This window comes from Paenibacillus sp. Aloe-11, from assembly GCF_000245715.1.
Classification (GTDB): domain Bacteria; phylum Bacillota; class Bacilli; order Paenibacillales; family Paenibacillaceae; genus Paenibacillus; species Paenibacillus kribbensis.
The window spans coordinates 442,304-447,718 of record NZ_JH601056.1 but is presented as its reverse complement, the minus strand read 5'-3'; the positions used below and the strand labels follow the sequence as shown (position 1 = coordinate 447,718).

General features: G+C 47.8%; 6 protein-coding genes and 1 pseudogene. All 7 read left to right on the top strand.

What is annotated here, in order from left to right; all coding sequences use genetic code 11:
• Window positions 1-453: pseudogene (locus tag WG8_RS28550) on the top strand (cell division protein FtsA); the annotation flags it as partial.
• Between the two features lie 67 nt (window positions 454-520).
• The gene (gene ftsZ / locus WG8_RS15600) at window positions 521-1,645 is read left to right on the top strand and encodes a cell division protein FtsZ (protein ID WP_007431185.1); all 1,125 of its coding nucleotides are present in this window, start codon (window positions 521-523) and stop codon (window positions 1,643-1,645) included.
• Between the two features lie 188 nt (window positions 1,646-1,833).
• Window positions 1,834-2,847: a sigma-E processing peptidase SpoIIGA gene (spoIIGA, locus tag WG8_RS15595; protein WP_007431184.1), complete on the top strand. Its 1,014-nt coding sequence runs from the start codon at window positions 1,834-1,836 to the stop codon at window positions 2,845-2,847.
• A gap of 53 nt (window positions 2,848-2,900) precedes the next feature.
• Complete coding sequence (gene sigE, locus WG8_RS15590; protein ID WP_007431183.1) at window positions 2,901-3,641, top strand: RNA polymerase sporulation sigma factor SigE; 741 nt, start codon at window positions 2,901-2,903, stop codon at window positions 3,639-3,641.
• Between the two features lie 96 nt (window positions 3,642-3,737).
• The gene (gene sigG, locus WG8_RS15585; protein ID WP_007431182.1) at window positions 3,738-4,520 is read left to right on the top strand and encodes an RNA polymerase sporulation sigma factor SigG; all 783 of its coding nucleotides are present in this window, start codon (window positions 3,738-3,740) and stop codon (window positions 4,518-4,520) included.
• A gap of 111 nt (window positions 4,521-4,631) precedes the next feature.
• Entirely contained in the window at window positions 4,632-4,973 is a 342-nt protein-coding gene (locus WG8_RS15580; protein WP_007431181.1) for a YlmC/YmxH family sporulation protein, read from the top strand.
• Window positions 4,974-5,054: 81 nt separating this feature from the next.
• The coding region (locus WG8_RS28545; protein WP_007431180.1) for a laccase domain-containing protein at window positions 5,055-5,415 on the top strand (361 nt) is incomplete at its 3' end.

Sequence of the window (5,415 nt, the reverse complement as noted above, 5' to 3'; positions counted from 1 at the left end):
AAAGTAACCCGTATCGGCAGTAATGTCGATAAAGAGTTTAACCAGCAGGATTTGGCTGCTATTATTGAGCCTAGAGTGCAGGAAATTTTTCAACTCATTCAGGCGGAAGTTAAGCGCTTGGGTTACACAGAGCTTCCGGGGGGTTATATACTTACCGGAGGCACCGTCTCCATGCCTGGTGTACTTCAGGTGGCACAAAGCGAACTGGCCGCTTCCGTAAGGATCGCCGTACCTGATTTTATCGGTGTAAGGGATCCGGGCTACACGAGCGGAGTTGGCATCTTGCATAATGCTATTCGTTACTATCGTGGAAGATCGACAAGCGTTAGCAACAGTGGCGGAAGTACCAAGAAGCCGGCCAACCGAACCAAAAGCAGCAGTCCCACCGCGGAAGGCGAGCAAAAACAGGGGTTGATTGAACGCTTAAAAAATATGTTCAGTGAATTTATATAACGTTCATTGCTAATTATGCCAATCATGGACGGGCCATCCATGCACATTGAGGGGGAGATGGAATAGTATGTTGGAATTTGATTTTGAAATGGAGAGCTTGGCTCAAATTAAAGTGATCGGCGTCGGCGGTGGCGGCAGCAATGCGGTTAACCGGATGATCGAAAATGGTGTTCAAGGTGTGGAGTTCATTACTGTCAATACAGATGCCCAGGCACTTCATTTAGCGAAGTCTGAGCATAAGCTTCAGATTGGTGATAAGCTGACTCGCGGCTTGGGTGCCGGTGCTAACCCGGATGTGGGTAAAAAAGCGGCTGAGGAGTCACGTGAGCTCATTATGAACACGCTCAAAGGTGCCGATATGGTATTCGTTACGGCAGGTATGGGTGGCGGTACAGGAACAGGAGCGGCTCCTGTCATTGCTGAAATTGCCAAGGAATGCGGTGCGTTGACAGTGGGCGTGGTAACACGACCATTCACGTTTGAAGGGCGTAAACGCTCCAATCAAGCTGAACTTGGCATTGAGGGATTAAAAGAAAAGGTAGACACGCTGATTGTAATCCCAAATGACCGCCTGCTTGAAATTGTGGACAAGAAAACCCCAATGCTGGAAGCGTTCCGTGAAGCGGATAATGTTCTGCGCCAGGCGGTACAAGGTATTTCGGATCTGATCGCTGTACCGGGTCTGATCAACCTTGACTTTGCTGACGTAAAAACGATCATGACGGAGCGTGGCTCTGCTTTGATGGGAATCGGTGAAGCGACTGGTGAAAATCGTGCGGCTGAAGCTGCACGCAAGGCTATCATGAGCCCGTTGCTGGAGACATCCATTGAAGGTGCTCGTGGTGTAATTATGAACATCACTGGCGGCGTCAATCTGTCTCTGTACGAGGTCAATGAGGCGGCTGAAATTGTAACCTCGGCCTCCGATCCGGAGGTTAACATGATTTTTGGTGCCATCATTGACGAAGAATTAAAAGAAGAGATTAAGGTTACCGTCATCGCAACAGGCTTTGAGGGTAAGCCAAGCCAACCGGCACCGGGACGTAGACCGGTAGCTAATCCGGCGGCTTCCGAATCGATGGAAAAAGGCTCTCCTAACTTGCGTCCATTTGGTAATACTCAAAGCAGTGACCAATTGGATATTCCGACATTCTTACGTAACCGTTCACGCAATAATAATAACGATAACTAGTTTGAAATCAGAGAGCCCGTATTCTCCTTGGAGATGCGGGCTTCTTTGTGTTTTCCCTATCCGCGCTTGGCGGAGCTTCTCCTCTTTCCGACAAAATTAGTCGATCACCGTCCCCACCGTTAGACAGACTTTGAACAGCATGACTACTATACTTAAGCCTATCCTGCAAATGCTGGGCGGGTGAACCCTTGGTTGTTTATATCGACTTGATTTTTTTGACCAATTTGTTCATTGATGCTGTATTGCTGATGGTCACCGCATGGATGAGAAAAATCCGTCCGGCGTGGTGGAGGCTGATTCTTTCGGCTGTCATTGGTGCAATGTACGTGGTCATGATGTTTGTGCCGGAGCTGTCCTTTTTATTTACGTTTCTGATCAAATTTGCATTATCGGTCATTATGCTGCTGGTGGCTTTTGGATTTGGCAGCATGCAGAAGTACCTTCGTACCATGGGTGCTTTTTACATGATCAATTTTGTAGCTGCAGGCGGAATTTTGGGGATGCATTATTTTCTCCAAAGTACGGGGGAATTGTTTAATGGCATCTGGTATACCGCTTCGGGTGGAATGTCCTTTGAGTTGAAAATTGCATTCTGGTTTATTTTATGCGCATTTGTCGGAGTGATGCTTTTCTTTCGTATTGTACAATCCTCAAAGCAGCGCACAGACAGGATGAGTGGGTTTTTGGGAGAAGTGCAGGTGTGGATCGGGCAGGATCATATTGAGTGTACAGGCTTGCTGGATACAGGCAACCAACTGCACGATCCTTTGACCCGAATCCCGGTCATGGTAATGGAGGCGGCCTTGTGGGAAGGCTACTTGCCCTCCTCCTGGCTCCAGAAATGTTCTGAGGGGAATGTTGACCAACTGGTGATGGAGCTGGGAGAAGAATCGTTCAGCTGTCAGGATCGTGTCCGTCTTGTTCCCTATCGAGGGATCAACCGCAGCCATTCCTTTATGCTTGCACTCAAGCCCGATCGGGTGGAGGTGATTATGAATGGGGCTCGTTATGTACAGGATCGAGTGCTTATTGGTTTGGATGGGGGGACATTGTCAGCAGAGGGCCAATACCGAGCGATTATTCACCCGGATGTGACGGCACACGAAGAGGGCCATGCTGATATGAGCCAGAAGGGGGATGCACGTCTTAGCGAGCTTTTACAGGCGCAGGAGCGTGGAGCGAGGGTACAGGATGAGGCTTGAAGGAGACGAAAGAGATTTTGCACCATTTTCAAATTCAAAAGGGGGAGAAGGTTATGCGGGAGCAGATGAAATTAAAAATGAAAATCAGGCTAGCATTGCAATTGCAATATTATCGTATTTTATTTTTATTTGGCCTAAAAAGTGAAGAAATTTATTATATTGGCGGCAGCGAGGCGCTCCCCCCACCGCTGACGAGAGACGAGGAAGAGTATTTGCTCGGAAAGCTCTCCTCTGGAGATGCAGCAGTACGTTCTATGCTCATCGAGCGGAATTTGCGGTTGGTCGTGTATATTGCCCGTAAATTTGAAAATACGGGGATCAACATTGAGGATCTTGTATCCATCGGTGCCATTGGACTGATCAAGGCCGTTAACACCTTTGATCCCGAAAAGAAAATCAAGCTTGCGACTTATGCTTCAAGATGCATTGAAAATGAAATTTTGATGTACTTGCGGCGCAATAGCAAAACGAGAACAGAGGTTTCGTTTGACGAGCCCCTGAATATTGATTGGGATGGTAATGAATTATTGCTTTCCGACGTGATGGGAACGGAAAATGATACCATTTACCGTAATATTGAGGAGCAGGTAGACCGCAAATTATTGCATAAGGCGCTGGATAAGCTGACAGATCGAGAGCGTTTAATTATGAAGCTGCGCTTCGGCTTGCAGGACGGAGAAGAGAAGACACAGAAGGATGTTGCTGACCTGCTGGGTATCTCGCAATCGTATATTTCGCGCCTGGAAAAACGAATTATAAAGCGCTTACGAAAAGAATTTAACAAAATGGTATAACATTTGGGCATATCCGGAAGCGATGGAAACGGCGAATAAAAAAACGCCCTCAGGAGATAATGTACATTAATGTTGCTCCTTGGGAGGTAAGACACGATGACCCGAAACAAAGTGGAAATTTGCGGTGTGGATACCGCCAAACTGCCGGTATTAACCAATGCAGAAATGCGTGAGCTGTTCACATCACTTCAGCAAAATAATGAACGATCAGCCAGAGAAAAATTGGTCAATGGCAATCTCCGGCTCGTCCTGAGTGTAATTCAGCGGTTTAACAATCGGGGAGAGTTTGTGGATGATTTGTTTCAGGTAGGCTGCATAGGCCTGATGAAGGCGATTGATAATTTTGACCTTTCGCAAAACGTGAAGTTCTCCACTTATGCGGTTCCGATGATTATCGGAGAGATACGACGTTACTTGCGGGATAACAATCCGATTCGTGTATCGCGTTCGTTACGGGATATTGCATATAAGGCGCTTCAGGTGCGGGATAGTCTGACGAATCTGAACTCGCGCGAACCGACGATTTTTGAAATTTCAGAGGCGTTGAATGTGCCCAAAGAAGACGTTGTGTTTGCATTGGATGCGATTCAGGATCCAGTTTCGCTGTTCGAGCCGATATATCACGACGGGGGCGACCCAATCTATGTGATGGATCAGATCAGTGATGACAGAAACAAAGACGTCTCATGGATTGAGGAGATCGCTCTGCGGGAAGCGATGCATCGCCTGGGCCAGCGTGAAAAGATGATATTGTCCATGCGTTTTTATGAAGGAAAGACGCAAATGGAGGTTGCCGACGAAATCGGTATCTCTCAAGCCCAGGTTTCAAGATTAGAGAAATCGGCTATTCAGCAAATGCAAAAGCACGTAAAATCCTAACGAAATGAATGGCCTGAATGACTGCGATAAAAACGATCCTGCGTGGATCGTTTTTCCGTTTATTGGACATTTTTTGGGTTCTCCCGCACATATATTAAAATAAAGGATGTGATGCGTGTGAATGCGCCGGAAACGTCGGTAAGGGCGATGAAAATTTCCGAGTTCCAAACCAAGGATGTCATTAACATTGTAGATGGGCGACGACTGGGACAAATCAGCGATTTGGAGATTGATGTACGGCTGGGAAAAATTGAAGCCGTTGTGGTTCCGGGTAACAGCCGGTTTATGGGCTGGTTTGGAGGGGGAAGCGAGCTGGTTATTCCATGGCGAAATATTGTCAAGATCGGTTCGGATGTAGTGCTTGTACGATTGGAAGGACTGGATGAGCCAGTTACAGGAGAGGAAAAGCTGTATATCGAACGTCAGGAGCGGAGTGAACGCCGGGGCTTCTAAGCCAGTTGGGTTATGTATTTTAGCTGCTTGTGAAGACACGGCGGCAGCTTTTTGGTACACTGGGCAGTAGAGGTGAGACAAATGGAACCGTTTGTAGTGAATACCGTGGCCACGGGGCTTGCGTCCATGGAAGATGGCGTACGTCCCGTGCCGGAGCTGTTATATATTCAATCCTGGAAACGGAAGGTTCAGGGCTTGACAGCAGGTTTTACAGGACGTCATGGCGGTGTTAGCGAGGTGCCGTACGATAGTCTGAATTGTGCATTTCATGTAGGGGATGAACCGGAGAAAGTGATCCGCAACCGACAGCTGATTGCAGAGCAGCTTGGTTTTGCTGCTGAAGCATGGACGTGCGGTGAGCAGGTTCACGGCAATCATGTTGCTGTCGTCAAGGCTGCTGACCGCGGACGCGGCTTTATGGATCGTGCATCTGCTTTCCAGG

What these genes read in the sequence shown, in the direction of transcription:
- ftsZ (WP_007431185.1), top strand. Translation starts at nt 521, where the DNA reads ATGTTGGAATTTGATTTTGAAATGGAGAGCTTGGCTCAAATTAAAGTG.
- sigE (WP_007431183.1), top strand. Translation starts at nt 2,901, where the DNA reads ATGCGGGAGCAGATGAAATTAAAAATGAAAATCAGGCTAGCATTGCAA.
- sigG (WP_007431182.1), top strand. Translation starts at nt 3,738, where the DNA reads ATGACCCGAAACAAAGTGGAAATTTGCGGTGTGGATACCGCCAAACTG.
- WG8_RS15580 (WP_007431181.1), top strand. Translation starts at nt 4,632, where the DNA reads ATGCGTGTGAATGCGCCGGAAACGTCGGTAAGGGCGATGAAAATTTCC.